Origin of the sequence: Pseudomonas sp. GGS8, from assembly GCF_024168645.1 — a bacterium.
Taxonomy (GTDB): Bacteria; Pseudomonadota; Gammaproteobacteria; order Pseudomonadales; family Pseudomonadaceae; genus Aquipseudomonas.
The window spans coordinates 6,298,721-6,318,926 of the sequence record NZ_JALJWF010000001.1 but is presented as its reverse complement, the minus strand read 5'-3'; the positions used below and the strand labels follow the sequence as shown (position 1 = coordinate 6,318,926).

Annotated in this window: 16 protein-coding genes; 12 read left to right on the top strand and 4 right to left on the bottom strand. The window is 51.3% G+C overall.

Translation table 11 applies throughout. From position 1 onward, the window contains the following. Positions 1 to 2: 2 nt before the first annotated feature. Complete coding sequence (locus J3D54_RS28360; protein ID WP_253425661.1) at positions 3 to 485, bottom strand: hypothetical protein; 483 nt, start codon at positions 483 to 485, stop codon at positions 3 to 5. 193 nt (positions 486 to 678) lie between these two features. Between J3D54_RS28360 and J3D54_RS28355 the strand changes: the two genes are divergently transcribed. From J3D54_RS28355 to J3D54_RS28330, 6 genes are all read left to right on the top strand, one after another. Beyond that, positions 679 to 2,250, top strand: a complete 1,572-nt coding sequence (locus J3D54_RS28355; RefSeq protein ID WP_253425659.1) for a GGDEF domain-containing protein — start codon at positions 679 to 681, stop codon at positions 2,248 to 2,250. A 188-nt stretch (positions 2,251 to 2,438) separates the two neighbouring features. Beyond that, complete coding sequence (locus J3D54_RS28350) at positions 2,439 to 5,024, top strand: EAL domain-containing protein (RefSeq protein ID WP_253425656.1); 2,586 nt, start codon at positions 2,439 to 2,441, stop codon at positions 5,022 to 5,024. Positions 5,025 to 5,108: 84 nt separating this feature from the next. Beyond that, complete coding sequence (xth, locus tag J3D54_RS28345; RefSeq protein ID WP_253425654.1) at positions 5,109 to 5,903, top strand: exodeoxyribonuclease III; 795 nt, start codon at positions 5,109 to 5,111, stop codon at positions 5,901 to 5,903. A 112-nt stretch (positions 5,904 to 6,015) separates the two neighbouring features. Next, positions 6,016 to 6,846, top strand: coding sequence for an arylamine N-acetyltransferase (locus J3D54_RS28340; protein WP_253425652.1), 831 nt, complete (start codon positions 6,016 to 6,018; stop codon positions 6,844 to 6,846). 363 nt (positions 6,847 to 7,209) lie between these two features. Then, positions 7,210 to 8,559, top strand: a complete 1,350-nt coding sequence (locus J3D54_RS28335; RefSeq protein WP_253425650.1) for a hypothetical protein — start codon at positions 7,210 to 7,212, stop codon at positions 8,557 to 8,559. Positions 8,560 to 8,687: 128 nt separating this feature from the next. Further along, a complete protein-coding gene (locus tag J3D54_RS28330; protein ID WP_253425648.1) occupies positions 8,688 to 10,205 on the top strand; it encodes a nucleobase:cation symporter-2 family protein in 1,518 nt (505 codons plus the stop codon). A gap of 434 nt (positions 10,206 to 10,639) precedes the next feature. Here the strand turns inward: J3D54_RS28330 and J3D54_RS28325 are convergent, their stop codons facing one another. Next, positions 10,640 to 11,569, bottom strand: coding sequence for a LysR family transcriptional regulator (locus J3D54_RS28325; RefSeq protein WP_253425646.1), 930 nt, complete (start codon positions 11,567 to 11,569; stop codon positions 10,640 to 10,642). Between the two features lie 127 nt (positions 11,570 to 11,696). Between J3D54_RS28325 and lysA the strand changes: the two genes are divergently transcribed. Together lysA and J3D54_RS28315 are read left to right on the top strand one after the other, a co-directional pair. Then, positions 11,697 to 12,935, top strand: a complete 1,239-nt coding sequence (gene lysA, locus J3D54_RS28320; RefSeq protein ID WP_253426825.1) for a diaminopimelate decarboxylase — start codon at positions 11,697 to 11,699, stop codon at positions 12,933 to 12,935. Between the two features lie 232 nt (positions 12,936 to 13,167). Next, the gene (locus tag J3D54_RS28315) at positions 13,168 to 14,295 is read left to right on the top strand and encodes a histidinol-phosphate transaminase (RefSeq protein WP_253425644.1); all 1,128 of its coding nucleotides are present in this window, start codon (positions 13,168 to 13,170) and stop codon (positions 14,293 to 14,295) included. 99 nt (positions 14,296 to 14,394) lie between these two features. Here J3D54_RS28315 and J3D54_RS28310 read toward each other — a convergent pair whose 3' ends face one another. Together J3D54_RS28310 and J3D54_RS30500 are read right to left on the bottom strand one after the other, a co-directional pair. After that, entirely contained in the window at positions 14,395 to 15,621 is a 1,227-nt protein-coding gene (locus J3D54_RS28310) for an MFS transporter (protein ID WP_253425642.1), read from the bottom strand. Between the two features lie 712 nt (positions 15,622 to 16,333). Beyond that, entirely contained in the window at positions 16,334 to 17,017 is a 684-nt protein-coding gene (locus J3D54_RS30500; RefSeq protein ID WP_253425640.1) for a 4'-phosphopantetheinyl transferase superfamily protein, read from the bottom strand. 65 nt (positions 17,018 to 17,082) lie between these two features. On the opposite strand from J3D54_RS30500, the gene J3D54_RS28300 reads away from it, so the two are divergent. The 4 genes from J3D54_RS28300 (at position 17,083) to J3D54_RS28285 (ending at position 20,113) form a co-directional block, all read left to right on the top strand. Next, the gene (locus tag J3D54_RS28300; RefSeq protein WP_253425637.1) at positions 17,083 to 17,322 is read left to right on the top strand and encodes an acyl carrier protein; all 240 of its coding nucleotides are present in this window, start codon (positions 17,083 to 17,085) and stop codon (positions 17,320 to 17,322) included. Further along, positions 17,315 to 18,832, top strand: coding sequence for an AMP-binding protein (locus J3D54_RS28295; RefSeq protein ID WP_253425635.1), 1,518 nt, complete (start codon positions 17,315 to 17,317; stop codon positions 18,830 to 18,832). Before J3D54_RS28300 ends, J3D54_RS28295 begins: the two co-directional genes overlap by 8 nt. Then, the gene (locus J3D54_RS28290) at positions 18,825 to 19,073 is read left to right on the top strand and encodes a hypothetical protein (RefSeq protein WP_253425633.1); all 249 of its coding nucleotides are present in this window, start codon (positions 18,825 to 18,827) and stop codon (positions 19,071 to 19,073) included. Before J3D54_RS28295 ends, J3D54_RS28290 begins: the two co-directional genes overlap by 8 nt. 116 nt (positions 19,074 to 19,189) lie before the next feature. Next, the gene (locus J3D54_RS28285) at positions 19,190 to 20,113 is read left to right on the top strand and encodes a hypothetical protein (RefSeq protein ID WP_253425631.1); all 924 of its coding nucleotides are present in this window, start codon (positions 19,190 to 19,192) and stop codon (positions 20,111 to 20,113) included. Positions 20,114 to 20,206: the final 93 nt, after the last annotated feature.

The following is a 20,206-nucleotide window of genomic DNA, read 5'->3' as shown; positions in this document are numbered from 1 at the left end:
CCTTAAAGCCCCAGGCCTTCTTGCACGGCCAGCAACAAATTGTGTTCCGTCAGCGCGATCGCATCCGGTTGTTGTCCGGATTGCTCGATCGCCTGCAGCCACCACTGCGTCTCGCCGTGTTCGTTCACTGTACGCAACAGGGCGAGTTCTTTCCCTATCGAGTGGATCTCGATTCGCCCGGCACCGTCGGCGGTGAAGCGCGCGACGGGATTGAAGGCGATGCCGTGGTGGTTGCCTTCGATCAGCAGTTGGTCGATGGCGTAATCGTAAGTCGCGCCGTCCGGCGCACTCTCGAACACGTGAGTGGAATTACGTCGCAGCTTCAGGCCCACCTCGATCAGGGGTTGCAGCCAGGCTTCGATCTGGTGATACAGCTCGTAGACCTGGGCGGGCCAGCTGTCGATGGCCTGATCGGCGATGGTCGCGTCGGCACGGGTTGGCCGGGATTGTTTCAGCTTCGCGGCGAGTTCGTCTGCTTTACTCATTTCGATTTCCTGTCGTGATGTCAGTTAATCGTAGCTCCTTCAAGGTAATGTGGTTTTGCCTTGCGTCATGCGATTGAAATACAACCATTTATCCCCCAATCCTCTGTTTACCCCGCATAACCCCGTAGACTAAGCTCACAAAAAATGAGGGTTTTGGGCCGCTGCCCATGCCTTACCCTTTCAGGACACGCTTTTGCCTATCCCTCTTCACGACTCGCACCCCGCGCCCGGCGGTGCCTTGAAACGGCTGCCTTTGCTCAAGGCTGCGGTGCTGTTTATTGCAGCGGTTTGCCTTTGTCTCTGCGGGCTGCTTTACCTGCAACTGGAGCAGTCGCGTCGACACGACCTGGCGTTGGCCGAGGTGTCGTCGTCGAACCTGACCCGGGCCATGGCGCAGCACGCCGAAGACACGTTCATGAAGGCTGATCTGGTACTGGCCAGTCTGGTGGACTGGATACAGGCTGAAGGTTTCGACGCTGCCCAGACGCCACGCTTGCAGAAAACCTTCGCGCGGCGGGTGCAGGTGCTGCATCAGTTGCACGGGATATTTCTGTTCGACAAGCGAGGGCAATGGGTCGTGACGTCATTCGAGGATCTACCCCACGGGGCGGGTGTGGCGGATCGCGAGTATTTCAGGTTTCACCAGCAAAACATCTCAACCCTGGCGCACATCGGCCCGGCAATTCGCAGTCGGGAAAATGGCGAGTGGATCATTCCGGTTTCCAGGCGGGTAAACGATCAGAACGGTCATTTCCAGGGGGTGCTGCTGGCCGGGATCAAGATGTCGTACTTCGATCAGTTCTTCAAAAGCTTCAGCCTCGACGACAACGGCGCGATGTTCTTGGCATTGACCGATGGAACACTGCTGGCGCGACGGCCGTTTGTGGAGTCGCAGATCGGCACGTCGTTGGCTCAGGGCGAGATCTTTCAGAAACTCTTGCCCAACGCCATATCGGGTAACGCCATGATCAACTCAGTGGTCGATGGCATCCCTCGGTTGTATGGCTACCGTCAGCTCGATGCCTATCCGGTGGTGGTCGCGGCGGCGTCGTCCAGGGACGCCATCCTCAAGGGCTGGTACGACACGGCGATTCAATCCGGCGTGATCGTCGCCCTGGTTGTTTTGGGCGTTGGCTTGTTTGGTTGGGTGTTCATTTATCAGGTGCGCGCGGGCGAGCGCGTCGAGGCGGATTTGCGCAAGGCGCAGAAAACCCTGGAGTTGATCGCGACCCACGACAGCCTGACCGGGTTGGCCAACCGCCGCTTGTTCGAACGGGCGCTGGAGACAGAGTTCGGGCGTGGTGCCCGGCGGTCGAGCCCGCTGAGCCTGATCATGCTCGATATCGATTACTTCAAGCGCTACAACGACACGTACGGTCATGTGGCCGGGGACCATTGCCTGGCCGAAGTGGCGCGGGCAGTCAAGAGTTGCTGTCACCGCCAGGCCGATCTGGCGGTGCGCTACGGCGGTGAAGAGTTCGCGGTGTTGCTGCCGGACACCGATATTCATGGAGCACTGACGATCGCCGAGCAAATCCGCCGCAGCGTCATGGACAAAAACATCACCCACAGCGGTTCGCCCACGGGCTATCTGACGGTCAGTCTTGGCTGTTATTCGTTTGTACCGACGGTGCACGACAGCACCGAAATGTTGATCAAGCGTGCGGATGCGGCGCTGTACCAGGCCAAGCACTCAGGGCGCAACCGCTCGGCAGTGTTGTCGATGGAAGGGGGCGTCGAGGCGCTGATACGTTCGGATCGATGACGCTTGCGGCCATCGATCGGCAAGGGTTCCTGTGACCGGTTCTTCAAGTACCGCAATGACTTGTGTTATCCAGGGGCGTTGATCGAGCATGACTGCTATGGTCAGTGAGAGAGCCTGGCTGTCACACCTGACCGACCGGGCCCGCCGGTCTCATTCCGATCGGGCAATCGATTGACAGGATCAAGTGCATGGATTTATCTGCCGTTACCACCGCTGCACCTGTGCGCCATACCCCGATTACCCGCAACCTGATTTTCATCGTCGGTCTGCTGTTTGTGGTTGGGGTGCTGATCGCGTTGGTCGCCCTGTTCAGTATTGCCGGGCGGCTCGATGCCGAGGACCTGGCCAAGACCACCTTCTATACCCAACGCGCGCTGGAAAACCGCATCACCGCCACGAAAAACTACATCGCCAGTTATGCCAACTGGACGTCGGCTTATGACCACCTGAACGGCGAGGTCGATGTGCAGTGGGCCTACGTCGAGCAGAATGTGGGTAAAACCCTGTTCACCATGGACCACTACGAAGGTGTTTTCGTGGTCGATGTTCAGCGAACAAAATACGCCGTGGTGCGTGGCCTTCAGGTGCAGGGAGAGGCCACGGCTTACCTGTCGACATCAATGGCAACGCTCATTGACGAGGTTCAGAATCAGGAGAGCCTCATCAAACCCGTCAGCCGCTACACCTTGTTCGAGGGCAAGCCCGCGCTGCTGTCTGCCGCTGCGATTGTGCCTAATGACGAACGCCCGGCGGTCGATCCCAAAAGCACTTCGGTGCTTATATACGTCGACCAGCTGAACCCAGAAAAGCTCAGCACCTTGAGCGCCGATTACGGTTTGCACGACTTGAGCTTGGCGCCTGACAACGCCATCGCTCCCGGTCAACCCGCCATTGCCCTCGCTGGCACCGGTTATAGTCTGGTCCCCCGACTCGAGCGACCGGGTCATCAATTGCTCTGGTCGCTGTTGCCGCCACTGGGCGGGGCGCTGCTGATTCTGGCGTTGTTGACCGCTTACTTCTTTCGCTATGTCCTGCGCACGTCCGGTCATGTGGATGCCAGTTACACCAGTCTCGATTTGTCGAACCAGGCGCTGGAGGCCAGTGAAGAGCGTTTCCGTGCGGTGGCCGAAGCTGCGTCCGACTGGATCTGGGAGATCGACGACCAGCATTGCATCACGTATCTTTCGGGGCGCTTCAGCACCGTCACCGGGTTCTCCGATCAGCAATGGCTGGGGCAGAACATCGGGCAATTGCTCCTTTGCGATACAACGCCGTTATCACTGTGGCTGAACAAACTCGATGAAGAGCACGCCGTCAGCCACTTGCGGTGCTCTTACCGCGATCAGTCGGGGCAACAGCGGGTCTGCCGGGTGTCGGCACGGCCGATCCAGCGCAAGGGCGCGGTGCTGGGCTATCGCGGGACGGCCAGCGACATCACCGATGAAGTCGCCGCCCATGCGCAGATCCAGCACCTGTCGTTACACGACGCCCTGACCGGGCTGCCGAACCGCAACAAACTGGCGCGCTACCTCGAAGAGGCGCTGGCACTCAAAGAGCAGTCGGCAGCACTGACGCTGTTGATGATCGACCTGGATAATTTCAAGCCGATCAACGATTCCCTCGGCCACCCGGCCGGCGATGCGGTATTGCTGGAAGTTGCCACCCGTTTGCGCGAGTGCACGCGGGACATCGATCTGGTCGCCCGACTGGGTGGCGACGAGTTCGTGCTGGTGCTCCATAGCATGGACAGCCACGCGGAAATCGACCGGTTTTGCGAACGCTTGCTCGACAGCCTGCATCAGCCGATTCATTACGACCATCACACACTGCACATCAGCGCGAGCATCGGCGTCGCCTTGAGTCGGCGCCAGGGCCACATTGCGCAGGAGCTGATTCGTTGTGCCGATATCGCGTTGTATCAGGCCAAGTCTGATGGCAAGAAAACCTGGTGCTATTTTGCCGCGCACATGAACGATCAGATCCAGCATCGCCGGCAACTGGAAAACGATCTGCGTCAGGCGATCAAGAACAACGAATTCGTGATGCATTACCAGCCGCGTTATCACGTCGATGGCAAGCGCATCGTCTCGGTCGAAGCGCTGCTGCGCTGGCAGCATCCAGTGCAAGGCTTGTTGAGCCCCGATGCGTTTATCCCGTTGGCCGAGCAAACCGATCTGATCGTGCCATTGGGTCGCTGGGTGCTGCGCGAGGCCTGCGAGACGGCACTGACCTGGCCGGGGGCGATGATGGTGTCGGTCAACCTGTCGCCGGTGCAGTTTGCCCGTAGCGATGTGATCGAGGATGTCCGGGAGGCGTTGATCCAGAGCCGATTGCCCGCCAGTCGACTGGAATTGGAGATCACTGAAAACGTGATGCTCATCGACGTCGATGGCGCCTTGGCGACCATGAATGCACTCAAGGAGTTGGGCGTGCGCCTGAACATGGACGACTTTGGCACTGGTTATTCTTCGCTGGGTTATTTGCGCACGTATCCGTTCGACGGGATCAAGATAGACAAGCGCTTTATTTCGTCCATGAGCAGCGGCAGCAATGATCGCGCCGTGGTTCAGGCGATCATCAACCTGGGCAAGGCCATGGGCCTGACGGTGACGGCTGAGGGGGTTGAGACGCTGGAGCAACTGGACTTCCTGATCTCTGATCAGTGCCATGAAGTGCAGGGGTTTTACCTCAGTCGTCCGGTGGACAGGTATGCGCTGCTGCCGTTGCTCAACGCCTCGCAGAAAGACTTTGCGCAGCAGGGCGCGCACCTTTAGTCGCCTGTTACATCCGCCACGGCAACTGCCGTGGCGCCCCCCGGTCACAATTGGATACCGCCCATCCGTTGCGAGCGTCGGACCATGAACAACCTGAAAATCGCCACCTTCAACGTCAATGGCATGCGCGCACGCCTGCCGAATCTACTGGCGTGGCTGGCGCGGGAGCAGCCAGACATCGCCTGCCTACAGGAGCTCAAATCGGCGGACGGGGCATTCCCTGCCGCGGAGCTGGAGGCGGCTGGTTATGGCGCGATCTGGCAGGGCCAGATGTCGTGGAACGGGGTGGCAATTCTTGCGCGCGATGCGCAACCGCTGGAGAGCCGGCGCGGTTTGCCGGGCAATGATAGCGACACCCATAGCCGCTACATCGAAGCGGCGGTGCACGGGGTGCTGGTGGGCTGTCTGTACCTGCCCAACGGCAACCCGCAGCCGGGGCCGAAGTTCCATTACAAGCTGGCGTGGTTTGAACGTCTGATCTCGTACGCCAAGGACCTTCAAAGCAGCGACCATCCGGTGGTGCTGGCCGGCGACTACAACGTGGTGCCCACCGATATGGACATCTACAACCCACGCTCCTGGCTCAAGGACGCGCTGCTGCAACCCGAGAGTCGTGCGTGTTATCAGCGTCTGCTGGATCAGGGCTGGACCGATTCCCTGCGTCATCTGTACCCGGAGGAGCGGATTTACACCTTTTGGGACTACTTCCGCCAGCACTGGCAAAAAAACTCGGGACTGCGCATCGATCATCTGCTGCTTAACCAGGCCGCGAGTCCTTACCTGCAAGAGGCTGGCGTCGATGCCTGGGTTCGCAACGAACCTCATGCCAGCGATCACGCGCCGACGTGGATTCGATTGGGTTCGCGCAAACGGCGATAGTTTGGCGCGTGCGGCGATTGGCGAAATCAATTATCGGTCCCAGCGCTTTTTCCCTTATACATGGCGGCCATTGGCGGAGCGATCCGCAGGCTCCATGCATAAGGATTGAGCGATGAGCGAACCACAACTGACAAATCTTGCGCTGTACCTGCAACGCCTGGGCTTCGACGCAGCCCCGGCACCGACCCTGGACACCCTGCGTCAACTGCAACTGCGCCACACCGGTGCCTTTGCGTTCGAAAACCTCAACACATTGTTGGGGCAACCGGTGCTCATCGACCTGCCGTCCATCGAGCAGAAAGTGTTGCACGACGGTCGCGGTGGCTATTGCTACGAACTCAACAACCTGTTCCTGACTTTGCTGCAGACGCTGGGCTTCGACGCGCGTGGCATCACCGGCCGCGTGGTGATGGACCAGCCCGAAGGCGCGTGGGCCGCACGCACTCACCGTTTGAGCCTGGTGACCCTCGACGGCGTGCGCTACATCACCGACGTCGGCTTCGGCGGCATGGTGCCCACGGCACCGCTGATCCTCGACACCGATGCCGAACAGCTCACCCCTCATGAACCCTATCGCATCGAACAGCATGCAGACGGCTACACCCTGCGCGCCAACGTTGGTGGTGAATGGCGGGCGATGTACATCTTCGATCTGCAACGTCAGGAAGACATCGATTACACCCTCGGCAACTGGTACGTCTCGACCCATCCCGATTCATCCTTCGTGAAGCAGTTGATGGTGGCGCGAACAGGGGAGGGATGGCGACGCACGCTGAACAACGGCAGTTTTGCCATTCATCACATGGGAGGCGAGAGCGAGCGGCGGCAGGTGACGGGTGTGGATGAGCTGATCGGGTTGCTGGAAAATGAGTTTGATATACGCGTACCGCAGCACCCAGAGTTGGGGGGCGTTATAAATCAATTAATTACCATTCGAAAATAATAGCCATAAGGACCCGATGTCGCTGGAGCGAACATCGGGTGAAACAAGGGTGTCACCCCTGTGTAGTTACTGCTGTATACCGTGTCCAGCTATTGTGTAGGGTGGATTTATTATGGGCTTATGTCAAATTGCCATAATGCTGGTTATTTATATTATAAAAGGGTTTCTGTTTTGTTTGGCGGTCCTTGTTTATTCAACTACAAGTTAAGTCAGGCGTATTTAAGTTAAGGGTGTGTTGCTTTTGCAGGTGCAGTCAATGGTGCGTTTGTCACGTGCTGGGTCGAGCAGTCATGCCGTAGCATAGCCAAGCCAGCAACGTTGCAACAGGGACGGATTCGGAAGTTAGACTGGGAGGTTTGCACCGTGACCAATCTGAATTATGTGTCGTACTTTGTTGCGGTGGTTTTTGGAGTGATTTTTCCCATAGGAATTTTTGTGGGAAGAAGTAATATTCGAGCAAGTCGATACGAAATTGTGGCAGACCTGGAAAAACTGTTCGGATTCGCAATGAAGGCAGGTGGGACGCCGCTGATAATCCCTTCCTTTGAATTGGTGAAATATAAGTACAGGCCCGCTTCGGAGCTCCAGAGTCGAGCTGATAAAGCCCATACGGTCTTTTATTACATGATCCCCGTGTTTCTCTACGCTTTGATGTCGACGGTAGGTTTTTTTGCCGTTCTATTGACGCTTGGTGGAATAGAGCCAACGGGCGTTTTTCATTGGGCTATCGGTATAGACAATACGCAGAAGAGTTTGAACTTTCTGGCTGTATTCTCTTTTACATTTTTGGGCGGTTATTTGTGGAGTGTTCAATATCTGCTGCGTCGGGTAGCAAATTTCGATCTGTCTCCAGTGTCTTTTTATCGTTCGTTAATGCATATTTTATTTGGTTTGTTTGTCATGTTTGCTGTTTTTTACAGTGGTTTGTTCTCGACCATGGAACGTCTGATTGCAGTGGTCGCACTGCTTGTCGGGCTGTTCCCGTCGCTATGCATGAACGTTATTTTCGCCAAATTCCCATGGGCCAGGCTGAAGCGTATTTCGCGTTACAGCGAGGCGCTTCAAGAAGAATTGCCGCTGGACATCATCTTGGGGATTGATGCATTCATGAAGTTTCGACTTGCCGAGTTTGAAATCGAGGACGTACAAAACCTTGCAACGATCAACCCCATCCAGATTTTTGTAGAGACACCTTACGGGCTCTATGAGGTGATTGACTGGGTCGCTCAGGCCCAGCTTATTCTTGCTGTAGGTCCCGAAAAGACGCTGAAGTTACGCGAGATGAACATCCGCACGATCTTTGATCTGGAAAGAATGATCTACAACCCCGTGTTGAAGAAACGGTTGATGGCGGTATTGGCGCTCGGTGAGCCAGCGGATCCAGATAATGACTTAAGCATCGAGCCTTTTCGGCGTTCTTCTAATAGCGAGGTTGACCTGAGGCACTCCGATCATGCTGAAGCATTGGTGTCGATCATCAGGGACGATCTGCATGTGAAAAGGCTTCGACAAATCTGGGATGTCATTGCTGAGCGAGTGGATGATCGTTCTATGAGTTCGACGCCTGTAACCCAGGGGGAGACGGCCTGTAGCAAGTGCGGGGAGAGGCATGGACTTACTCTGACGCCAGTGATTTCCGAGTCTCTGCGCGCAAAGCCTGAGCGTCCAGCGGTCTCTGGTGTGAGTGGGACTGCTGAGCTGGTGGGGCTTTAAGGTTCTGAAACGATTACAGGGCTATTTGGTTGTTTGTTTTGATGGTCAACTGTATACAATTTTATGGACATTTGTTTGTAGTATTGAATACAGTGTGCGCATAACAAAAACCAGGGAACCCCCCAACCATGAAAACGCCCCATGTTTCACACCAACGGCCTGAGGATGAAAATCTCGGGATCGGCGCGAATATGGCTTATGGCCTGCAACACGTCCTGACCATGTACGGCGGTATCGTCGCGGTGCCTTTGATCATCGGCCAGGCGGCCGGGCTCTCGCCGGCGGACATCGGCTTGCTGATTGCTGCTTCATTGTTTGCAGGGGGGCTGGCGACATTGCTGCAAACCCTGGGTTTGCCGTTTTTCGGATGTCAGTTGCCGCTGGTACAGGGTGTGTCGTTCTCAGGCGTTGCGACCATGGTCGCGATTGTCAGCAGTGGCGGGGAGGGCGGCTTTCAGTCGATTCTCGGGGCGGTGATTGCCGCGTCGCTGATTGGTTTGCTGATCACGCCGGTGTTCTCGCGGATTACCAAGTTCTTTCCGCCGCTGGTGACGGGCATTGTGATCACCACCATCGGCCTGACGCTGATGCCGGTGGCCGCGCGCTGGGCCATGGGCGGCAACAGCCACGCCGCGGATTTCGGCAGCATGGCGAACATCGGTCTGGCGGCGGTGACGCTGGTGCTGGTGCTGCTACTGAGCAAGATCGGCAGTGCGACCATCTCCCGTTTGTCGATCCTTCTGGCGATGGTCATCGGCACGGTGATCGCCGTGTTCCTCGGCATGGCGGATTTCTCGTCCGTTACCCAAGGGCCGATGTTCGGCTTTCCGGCACCGTTCCATTTCGGCATGCCGACCTTCCACTTCGCCGCGATCCTGTCGATGTGCATCGTGGTCATGGTGACTCTGGTAGAAACCTCGGCCGACATCCTTGCCGTTGGTGAAATCATCGGCACCAAGGTCGACTCCAAACGCCTGGGTAATGGCCTGCGCGCCGACATGCTGTCGAGCATGATCGCGCCGATCTTCGGTTCCTTCACCCAGAGTGCCTTCGCCCAGAACGTCGGGCTGGTGGCGGTGACCGGGATCAAGAGCCGCTTCGTGGTAGCCACTGGCGGTGTGTTTTTGGTGGTGCTCGGATTGCTGCCGTTCATGGGCCGGGCCATCGCCGCCGTGCCGACCTCGGTACTCGGCGGCGCCGGGATCGTGCTGTTCGGCACTGTCGCCGCCAGCGGCATTCGGACACTGTCCAAGGTCGACTACCGCAACAACGTCAACCTGATCATCGTCGCCACTTCCATCGGTTTCGGCATGATCCCCATTGCCGCGCCGAATTTTTACGATCACTTCCCCAGCTGGTTCTCGACGATCTTCCACTCGGGCATCAGCTCCTCGGCGATCATGGCCATTGTGCTGAACCTGACGTTCAACCACCTCACTGCCGGCAACTCGGACCAGCAATCGGTGTTCGCGGCCGGTACTGAGCGGGTCTTGCGTTATCAGGATCTGGCAGCGCTTCGGGAAGGGGATTACTTCAGCGCAGGTAAACTGCATGACTGTGACGGGAATGAGATTCCGGTGGTGGAAGCAGAGCATGGGCATGCCGAGCTGCGGGCGGTGCATGCGAAAAGCAGTGAGCATGTCTAAAGATAGATAGTCAAAAGATTGCGGTCTGCGATCTTTTGGCTTTATGGCAAACACAAAAAAGCCCCTGAACCTTTCGATTCAGGGGCTTTTCGGTTTTGCTGTCTGGCACGACCTGGACTCGAATAGAAAAATAACTACCTGTTTTATAATGAAATTATGAAGAACAATAAAATTTATATCCCTACGATTATCCTAATAAAGCCCGTATTTTATGCGAATTAAGTAAATTGAGTCATGCAACGCGTTTGTTTACATCTCAGCGTTCGCTTGGGATGTGTCGATCGTGAAAGATGTGGATAGTACGGCGAAGCGGTTTTCCTTCAAAAAAGGGATACAGCCTGGATCCCAATCCGTAGCTTCTGGATGCGAAGGTTGGGTGGCTGTTTGTTTGAGTAGGCCAGCGACCTACCATGACAGCTGACTCTCAAGAGCCGCTAGCAACGAAAGCCTCCCAACCTTTGATCCAGTGCTTTTGCAAGGCGTGACGCCTCGGTATGTAACGACTTCTGGAACTCGTCGACGAAGATGGATGAGGGACGGTAATCGGGTCTGATCAACGTGACGCGATAAGGAATGGATAAGCTGATAGGTCGAATAGCCAGCCCTCTGGCCGACTCATCCATGGCCGTTAGGGGATTAATTATAGCCACCCCCAGTTTTTGCCTGACCATGGCGCATACCGATACGGCGTTGTTGGTTTCTATAACGATATGCCTATCGACCTCAGCCTGATGGAAGAGGTCATCGACGGCCTGACGGTAAATGTCCAAGCCTGAGAGATTGATAAAGTCGACGCCATGAAAATCCCTGGCAGTGAGACACGACTTGACCAGCCAAGGATGATGCTCTGGCAATATGCAAACCATGTCCGCGCAGAACAGTAGTTCACCGCGCGTCCCACGCGGTAGCTTCTCACTCTCTGTCAACCCGAGGTCATAGCGCTGCGCGCTGAGGGACTCCTCCAGCAAGGGGGACTCCTGTGCCGTAATACTCAATCCTATGCCAGCATGCTGTTTCTGGAAGTCCTGGCACACTTTAGGAAGCAGCGCCTGTGAAAACAATGGAAGGCAGGTAATGCTCAGTTGGCCATGCGCGAAGCGGCGAATTGATTGGGCAACGCTGTTTATGCGCTCCAGCCCGATGTAAGCGCGCTCCACCTCTTCAAGCAACATCATTGCCTGGGCCGTGGGTACCAACCTACCGCCTTCTCGATCGAACAGCTTAATTCCAGAAAGGTTTTCCAACCGTGCAAGTTCCCGGCTGACAGTGGGTTGCGAGGTGAAGAGCAGACGCGCCGCACCTGTAACACTCCCTGCCTGCATGATGGCTCTGAAAACTTCGATGTGTCTTATGGAAATGGCCAATCCCGAGCTCCGCGCAATGAGTAAAGAGCATATCGGAACTGAATGACTGAGTAAAAAATAGATATTTTATTGAATGCAGAACTCTCTGCATGATGGGGGCTTCCTCGACTCCAGATCGAATACTTCAATGCCAAATACATCTTCTTTTCAGCAATTGATCTCCGCTGTCAGGCAGCACGGCACGCCGCTATGGTGTTATGACGCCCAGACAATCAGAGCGCGAATCGACCAATTGAAGGGCTTCGATGTCATCCGGTACGCACAAAAAGCCTGCTCAAACCTGCATATTCTCCGTTTGATTCGCGAGAAAGGCGTGCTGGTCGATGCCGTGTCGTTGGGTGAAATCGAACGCGCACTGCTCGCTGGATACAATCCTGCTAGCGAGCCGGCAGGCATTGTGCTGACCTGTGATTTATTTGACGAGGCGACATTGCGACGCGTCGTTGAGTTGAACATTGAGGTTAATACCGGTTCGATCGATATGCTCCGCCAACTGGGCGAAAAGCATCGGGGGCACCGCGTTTGGTTGCGTATTAATCCGGGGTTCGGCCATGGGCACAGTCGTAAGACCAATACAGGCGGTGAAAACAGCAAGCATGGCATATGGCATGATCAGATTGATGAAGCACTCTGCGTGATTCGCCAATTCGGATTAAAGCTGGTTGGATTACACATGCATATCGGTTCAGGTGTGGATTACGCACATCTGGAGCAAGTCGGTGGTGCAATGGTCGCGGCCGTAAAGGCGCTCGACCACGACATCGAAGCATTTTCAATCGGGGGAGGACTTTCCACTCCATACCGTCTGGGAGATGAATCGGTGGATATTGAGCTCTATGCGAAGGCATGGGGCAAAGCCAGGAAGGATATTGAAGCGATACTCAACCATCCTGTTCGAATGGAAATTGAGCCAGGCCGATTCCTGGTAGCCGAGTCAGGCTATTTAGTCACCGAAGTCCGTGCGGTCAAGAAAGCCGGTCGTCAAAATTTTATTTTGGTGAACGCAGGCTTCAACGACTTGATGCGGCCGACCCTATATGGTGCTTATCACCATATGACCTTGCTGGATGCTCAGGGTGCTTCGGTTGGTCGGCAAAAACTTCCCTATGTGGTGGGAGGACCGTTATGTGAATCAGGCGATATTTTTACCCAAGATGAGCAAGGCGTCACACCTCGTTTGTTACCCGAAGCTCAGGTTGGCGATTTTTTGATCGTGCACGACACTGGAGCTTATGGCGCCTCCATGTCATCCAACTATAATAGCCGACCACTATTGCCGGAAGTCTTGCTCGAGTGCGGCGACGCCAGGTTGATTCGACGTGCCCAACCATTTACAGACTTGCTGGCGTTAGAGATGGATCTATAAAAATATACAGCCTGGCTCCACTAAAAGTGCCTATCCAAATGAGTGTTGACCTTTTCCATTAATTAGGGGAGAGCGTGCATGCGTGTCACTGATTGTCTCCAATTTAGGATTGGTGATGCGCACAGCACAACGTGCATATAGAGAATCGAAGGGACGATGCACTCGAAAACTATATGACAGTTCCTGATGCCAGGCTGTTTCAATAATGCTCAATTCGCCGAAGGATAATGATATGCATAGGCCATGGAAAGTAACACCATTATCAGAACTACCCATTCGCGATGATTTGCGAGGTCTATCACCTTATGGCGCCCCTCAGCTTGAATGTATCGCGCGACTAAACGTCAACGAAAATCCGTACGCACCGTCCCCAGAATTAGTGCGATCAATTGCCGAAGCCGTGTCGGTTGCGGTAGTGCAGATGAATCGTTATCCAGATCGAGAGTTTCTCAGCTTGAGAAGCGAACTTGCCAACTATTTAAGCAGCGACACTGGCGAGCCTCTTCAAGCCAATAATATCTGGGCCGCCAATGGTTCAAATGAAATCCTGCAGCAACTGCTGCAAGTCTTTGGTGGGCCAGGACGTAAAGCCATGGTCTTTACACCGGCCTATGCAATGTACGAAGAGTACTGTCGAAACTCGCTCACGCAATTGATTTCGGTAGAGCGAGAACAAAATTTCACCTTAAACATGCAGAAAGTAATCTCCGAAGTTGAACAGCATTTACCGCATATTATTATTCTGACCTCACCTAATAATCCGACCGGAACCGCTCTCGAACTTAGTGAAATAGAATCGATACTCAATGTAGCACCAGGAATTGTCGTTGTCGACGAAGCCTATGGCGAGTTCCGTCGAAACGGTAAATTGAGCGCGGTGAACCTGTTACCTGAGTTTCCTAACCTTGTCGTTTGCAGAACCATGAGCAAAGCATTCGCGTTCGCGGGAGGGCGCTTAGGTTATTGCGCAAGTGGGCCCAGTATTGTGGATGCCATTAAGTTGACCCGATTGCCTTATCACCTGTCGTCATTGACTCAGGCTGCCGCTCGAGCAGCACTTGCAGGCAAAGAAGAGTTGCTCTCTAAAATAAACCAGTTGAAAGCGGAGCGGGATTTTTCAATTATCTGGTTGCGTGAACAAGGATTGATTGCGGCAGACTCGGATGCAAACTTCATCCTGTTTGGACAATTTTCAAACCGCCGAGCTGTTTGGGAAGGATTAATAAAGCGCGGTGTACTGATTCGTGAAGTCGGCCCAGAGTCGTGGTTAAGAGTTTCAATCGGAACGTCGGAAGAAATGCAACTATTTCGTAACTCGCTAGTTGAGGTCCTTGCCGAGGTCAGCGCACCTTTGCTTTAAATCTATCCAAGCGGGTAACAATAACTCGGTATAAGTCCCAGAGACAGATAGATAATCTAAGTGTCTCTGGAGTCTATAATAAAAAATCAGTATCTTACTCTATGAGTGTTCAAAAAACTCTCCCTGCTTTTTCGTCATGCTGGCTCGACGAAGCCCATAACTTAAGATATAAAGCGCAGCAGGGATCAGCAAGCCAACTAGGCACATCAAGGCCATTTTCATTCCTAGTACATCCACAGACGCACCTACTACTAATGTGCCAATTCCCCCACCTAAACCGCCCCAAGCATACCAAAAACTAAAGACTTTACCTTGGTTGGGGCCGCTTATCTTCAATTGCATTTCTGTCGCGAAAGGGATGTCCGCGAATGCTGCCGCGATACCGACAATGGCTACGGATGCGTACAACCACTCCGGTGGAAATTGAAAGAAGACTACCAGACATGTAATAGACAAGCCACAGAGCAAAAGAGCTTCTGACCAGAAAGAACTCTTGAAGTGACTGAGCCAAGAGATCCGACCCACCACAATGTTGGCAAGTAGTTCAAGCGCACCGTTAACAAAGAGCAGAGTTCCGTAATAGGAGTTCGGCAGATTTAACTGTTGGACTACCACCAAAGGCAGAAGGATATTTATCATCCCTCGCCAGTAAAAAGTGAAGATGGGATAATATTTCATTCGCACATGAAGGCTTTGGTGAGTTTTCAGTTCTCGATAACCTTCCGCAATATCGCTGAAGAAATGAAGGCTTTGGTTTTTAGAAGAGTCGCCCTTCGCGTCTTCGAAAAAAAAGCCTATCGCCAAAAACATCAATGCTGTGAACGCCGTGACAATCCAGAATGCAACATTAAAGTCGCCGACCAAGCCGACAAGTCCGGCACCGGCAAAATAAGAAGGCCATGTAACTGCCTGTATCATTCCATTATTTTTCGCAAGATTCTCAAGCGTTGAGTAATTTCTGAGTAATACCCTGGATGCGAGTGTACTCATAGAGACACTTACCGCTGTGAGCAAATTCAACAGCCATATCGCAATCACGACCGGTAAGCTGAAAATATTAGATATTGACAATGCTGTAAAAAGCAACCCCGAGAAAAGAGCAAGGGTGGAAAAAAACATACAACGCTTACGGTCTACCTTATCTACGATCACCCCAAAAAATGGGCCTACCACGATCCTTGGAATGGTAATCAAACATACTGCAATGGAAAGCTCCATCGCGCTGGCGCCGGTCCTGAGTAATACTAATGCACTTACGGCGGTGATAAATCCGTCGATAGCATATAAGGACGCGTATTGCAAAATCAACCTGTGAACCCTGTTCATCCCAGCTCCTTGATGTTTATGAAATGATCAAGCGATGCGTGTTTTTGTGATTTTTCTGCCGAAATCCAACATTAAAACCAACTCGCTTTTACATTCAAACGCACTCTTCATGAGGTGCACTTTGCACCATTTTTTTGGACAGCAGCACCTATCAGGTCAGATTGGCAGCGAGAAAAACGTGCGAAAGGAAGGGTGCTCATCTTACCTGTGGATGTCCTTTCCGTTTCACGACTCATCGGTTAAAAACATCCGACAATTTCGTCACTCACAAAAATCCCCTACTTAAACTTTATCATTCAGATGAACGTCGGTCTAGTAACGAAAAGTCATAGAATGACATGGTTTTCACGTTATTAGGCTTGTCGCTTAATGACTCTTGTCTCACGAAGGCATAGTCTCGAAAAATAGATACAAAAAGTGAACGGCGCAACATTTTGCATTGTAAAATAAAGAGGTTTGTAGTAGTTTCTTTATGCAAGTAAAATCAGATCATCGGCAATGATGCCTGCCCTCATAAGGAAGCGAGGATATCTACACTATGCACGAAATTAGTGCACTTTCTTCGGTCTTCGCCACGTCGGCGACACCTTACGACAAAAGAGCGGCTGGCTCGTATCTTTGGCGATTTTTTTTTCGCCTGAACTACACTCATCGCCAGTGCAAAATAAGATATTTACACAGCGAAAGAACGGGTATTTACCTATCCCTGTGTTCATCTCGTCTCATCTTTAGCGCGTACGATTACCCAAGTATAAATATAGTCGTCAGCCAATACGCCGTTTCCGTGAATGACCACTTCGATTGAATCCAGCAACGAGGCGAGTCGGAAATGATTTTCATCGAGTTGTACTACAGAGCAAATATCAAGCCGCAAATGCGTAAAGTTCAAAAGCGAGCTCACGGCCTTGAAAAATGATTCTTTATATGAAAATACTGTTGTGAGGAAAGCTTCACGATTAGTGTGCTCGTCCCACACATCGTTTACCGTAAGAACTCTGGTCTTAACAAACTCAGCGAGTTCCGGAGATAATTCCTTTTCAATGTCTACCCCCATTAATCGGTTTTTACCTTTCGTCAATCCAGCGATCACCAGATTATCGGAGTGCCCAACACTCATTGACAAATCGTCGAATCGTGGGGGGGCTGTTCGCGAAGGCCAGGAATAGGAAAGATTTTTGTCTCGGCCTATGGTTTTCAGCAATTTGGAAAGCGCTTCTCTTGCTGCGAAATGTTCAGTTTTTCTCTTACTGCCTAACTGTTCAGAATCGTGTCCGCGAGCTTGCGCGCGGAACTCAAGACTTTCGATGTCCAGAGCAGGATCAATATTTTCGATCAGCAGTGTCGTAACGTCGTCAACCCGGATCGTCTTATATAATTGCTGCACTTCTTTTTTCACTATAACCACTCGCCAAGGAAGCTGAAAATTGTCTAATTGGAACATTAACATAGGATCTGACCATCGTGAATGAGGATAAAAAAAATGCGATTCATAACTTCATCGCCACTCGGCTTGAGATCGAAACCATCCCCGCCCAAGGGCTATTAGTGGCGTTCGGATTTAGTTCACTTATGCTGATCGCGCTTATCGGTTACATGGAAGATAATTTGGGCATCAGTTTGGGGCTGGAAGACTTCAATCCAGAAAATTTTGCGAGCTTAGAGAGTATCTATGAGGCGTTCGGGGAATCCGGTCATGCATGAAAGATCACTTATAATTAACAATATTTTTGACAGAAACTTGAACCGTCGTGGACGCTTTAAGCTGCTCGAGTTTGGAAAATCCATGGAGCTTGATCTAGACGAGCTATTGAATTTAGCCTTGAAAGCGAGCCGATGGTTAGCCGATAGAAATATAAATCCAGGAGACACCATCATAATAAGTGGTGCAAACTCTCTTGCTTGGATCGTGATCGATTTGGCGGCGAAGCACCGTGGAGTTATCGTTGCCGGCATGGATAAAGATTTCTTCATGGGCAATGAGGAGCTCATTGCTGATCTGAATATCCGACATATTTTTCTAGATTTCGATTACGCCTCTCAGTTACACCCGATCTGCCGTTTTAACGACCTATTGGAAAATTTAAATACGATTGACGCCGCAGCGGAAGATAGCGCCTATGAGTTCAGTTCGAAGGATATTTTTTCGCTAAAGTTTACTTCTGGTAGCACAGGTAACCCAAAATGCCTAGAAGCAACGGCGGAGAGTGTTAGTTACTCAATACAATCTGTCCAGAAGATATTCAATCATACGAATGACGATAGTTTGCTGGTTTTCCTTCCTCTGTCGTTGTTGCAACAACGATACTGGATCTATTCGGCATTGCTGTTTGATCATGACGTTGTGCTGACCAATAATAGTTTGGTCTTCATGGCGTTAAAAAAATTTACGCCGTCAGTAGTAATGGGAGTACCTGGTTTCTATAAACAGGTTTTTGAAATAATCAACTTGAAGATGCGTGATACTTCAGATCTTTCAGCCAAGGATTGTGCCACGTCTATTTTGGGCGAGAATATTCGCTACCTCTGGACGGGCTCTGCACCTTGTGACCTTGCCGTAATTAATTTCTTTGCAGATATTTATATTCCTCTTTATGAAGGTTATGGGATGAATGAGGTATGTATCGTCTCTAAAAACTACCCTGGCCATTCCCGCCCCGGAAGTGTTGGTAAACTTCTGGATTATAAAAAAGCCATTATCAATGAAAACTCGGAGCTCATCATTTACTCTGAATACCCTGTAAATAACAAATACAAAATTTCCGCGCCAGGCGAAAGTGAAAGAACATTTGTAAGTGAAAACTGCGTAAGTACAGGTGATCTTGCTTACCTAGATGAGGACGGTTATTTGTTTATTACGGGGCGCGTGGACGATTTGATTGTACTTGACAGCGGCAAAAAAGTTCCGCCGAGTAGTATCGAATCCCGCCTTGCCAATTTGGAAGGCGTTGCTCATGCGGTGTTGTATGGGATGCATAAGCCGTTTCTTACGGCACTTATTTCTTTAGAAGATAGTTCAAAGGAAGAGTTCGTTATAGAGCAAGTTTCTCAGTTTAATAATACTGTATCTAGTCATGAGCGTATCGGAAAACTTAGTTTTACTACGAATAAGTTTACGGTAGCGAACGGATACCTGACTAACCAATTTAAAGTGCGTCGCAAAGTAATCATTAATGAATTCAAAGAACAACTGGAAAATCTTTATCATGCATGAAGCCATCGAAAAATCAGTCCAGATAACCCTCAAAAAATTTGCGAAATTGGAGGGGGACGTGAAAATCGATCAAATAGATAACTTATTTGATATTCACAACGTAACGTCCATGATGCTGATTTTTATAGTTACTGAGTTATGCGAAAAGCATGAAGTCGATCTGACGCGACTCACAGAACAAGATCTTGCCAAGTTAGACACGGTCGGCAGTCTGGTTTCTCTCATTCAGACCCACTCATAAGAATGTCTTGTAGGGTAGCTATTGATTAAAACGTTTACGTGTCTGATGTGGGCGGTACTGAGCAATTTTATAGATTAGATCTCCTTAATTACCTTTCGAGAATCATGGGAACGATAATGAATGACGGAAAACTTTTCGAATATGATAAGAATCTTTTTGATAGAAGTTTTTTGAACTGTGGGCAGCGGCATGTGTTGGTAAGGGCCAGCGATTTCGGCAAAGAGGTTTCTGCTATATTTCACAATGCTTTAGTTAGTCCTGGCCTTATTGCTGAGCAGATCATTTGCAATAAGTCAGAAAAGTATGAGTTCACGAGCTCTTTTTTTGATGAAGCTATCCTTACGGCCAATGGAATACTTGTCCGGGAAAAGCGATACAGCAGCTTTCAAGATTTCCTTAAGGAATACGAGCCGCTGGCTAATAGATTTTATTTGATATCAGGGGATGTCTATTATTTGCCTCATTGTCCTGAGTACTTAAATAAGCATTTGTCGCACTTTGCGCTAATTGGTGAGCTTATGGCTGATCAAGCCATACTGATAGACGACGACAAAGATAGTATTCTCAGGACTTACCACTACGGACTGAAAAATTTATCTGATTTTTTTGATAATGATACAGAGAAGACCGTTCTAGAAGTCACTTTGACTGATAGCCTTCCAAGCGACGATGCTCAGTTGCACAGTAGTTACATTGAGCAACTCGAGTACGAGGATCCTACAGATTTTATGATTTCATTCATAGAGTCTCCATTTGATTCCGGCGCAGTAAAATCGAAAATCCTACACGATTTTTATTCTCTGCTTCACGGATCTCGAAAGACGTATGATTTCTACCGAAACAAACGCGGATTGAATAATGAAATCACCACCGCTCTTTTTGCAGAAGTGCAACGTATTTCTTATTCTCTTAAAATATTCTTGCTCAGAAGTCCTAGTCTGCAAAAGTTGAATTCAGCGTCATTTCTAGATGCAGTTCGTAAATTACACGCGCTAGACTCTGAGCTTATTGATAATATAAAGTGTTACTCAAAAGCTTGATTTCTTCTGACATCTCGTACGAAAACTCCCTTTGATGTGCTGGTCGGCTCGAAGGGAGTTTGTCATTCTAAGGGGGGGCACATTAATTTTTGT